Here is a 1,479-nt window from a genome sequence, read left to right on the forward strand (position 1 = left end):
ATAACCCAGCGCGCGAGAACAGATTTCACGCATCACGCCGCGCTTAACCCGATAGATTTCATCTTCAGGGAAGTGCTTAGGTAACTCGCTGCGAGCACAGGTTGTAGGATCAATACCGTCAATATAGCAGGCCGTATCATTCTCAATTCGGTATTGTGGCTCACCACTGTCATCGGTGTTTTGCAAACATCCGACGGGGTCAAGAATGGTGCCATCCTCCAGGACTAACCAACCATATTGCGTATGAGCTACTGAAAAAACGCCGTGATCACCTTCGTTTACAGCGTCTTTATGTCGTGTTAGCCGAGTACCCAACATTGCCTTACCACCGAATATACCTCGTTGAAGAAGCGCTCGGCATATCAGGTATGAATGTTGAGGTGTCCACTGGGCGTGAGGAATGCTGATACAGTAGCCCGTCGCGATGAGACGGACCCCGTCAATAAGAGGGCTTATCATATAGACTCCGATAAAAAAGGCGCATCAAGGATACGCCTGTCCCATATATATTACTTTTTCGACTTCGACTTCAGTTCCGGCTCCGCCGAGGTGTAACGAAGGGAATCAGTACGCAGGCTAGGCTCACCGACACCTTGCAGAATGAGCGAGTAAGTACGCTTGCCAGCAACGATAAACAGATCCGTTGCTTGCGACCAGGTTGCCTTATTGTCACTGCGCTGGACACGGAGAATGCCGCCTGGCAGCAACTTTAATTGCCAACCTTTCTCGTCAGACAGGTAGGCGCTAATGTCTTCGCCTTTATTCGTTGGCAGCAGGAAGATTTTTGCCGCGAAGGTGCTATAGAGGTAGACCGTATCCTGTTGTTGAGATTTGTACTCAACCTTCAGCGCCGACCCAGTATAGTTCAAATCAGAGCCCGTCATGTCCTGGGTCTGAGCGAATTGATTTTTCGCAGGGAGCTCAACACGCTCCAGATGGATGGGCTCAGGCGCTGGCACTGGTGCTGGCGTTACGGCAGGTGCAGGTACAGTTTTGGTCGGCTCAGGGACTGATTCTGCCACAGGAGCGACATCAGCGCCCTGAGGTTTTTCTTCAGTAATCCCAAACTTGGCCGGGTCATATTCTCGCTTTTCGCTGGCCGTTTCGGTTACCGCTTGAGCCTCTTTAACGATCTCTTCAGCTGGGATAACTTCAGTTGTAGGGGTAGCCGGAGTAACCTCTTCGACGTTAACTGGCACTTCGGTTTCAGCCTGATTGTTTTTCTTCAGCTGCGCAATTTCCAGAGCAGGTGTTTCCGGCACGTTTTCGCTTGCCGTCGTCACCGGGTCAGAATCAGGCTGTGCAGGTTCAGTGGCTTGAGCGCCGCTGTTTTCGATGTCCGCTTTGACTTTGTCGGTCAGCGCGATACCGTCATTTCTGATATCGACCGACAACGCTTCGACTTTCTCAGCAGGAGTTTTATCACTGGTCAAAATCACTGCCGTCATCGCACCCCCTGCGATAATGGCTGCGACGATC

1 protein-coding gene and 1 pseudogene are annotated in these 1,479 nt (G+C 51.4%); both read right to left on the minus strand.

The annotated features are described in order from the left end of the window. Positions 1-318 (minus strand): hypothetical protein (locus tag ACVRRC_RS21685; RefSeq protein WP_472997534.1); only part of this gene is annotated, 318 nt, incomplete at its 3' end. A 191-nt stretch (positions 319-509) separates the two neighbouring features. After that, positions 510-1,479: pseudogene (locus ACVRRC_RS21690) on the minus strand (hypothetical protein); the annotation flags it as partial.

The organism is Stutzerimonas sp. LR2 (assembly GCF_055755175.1).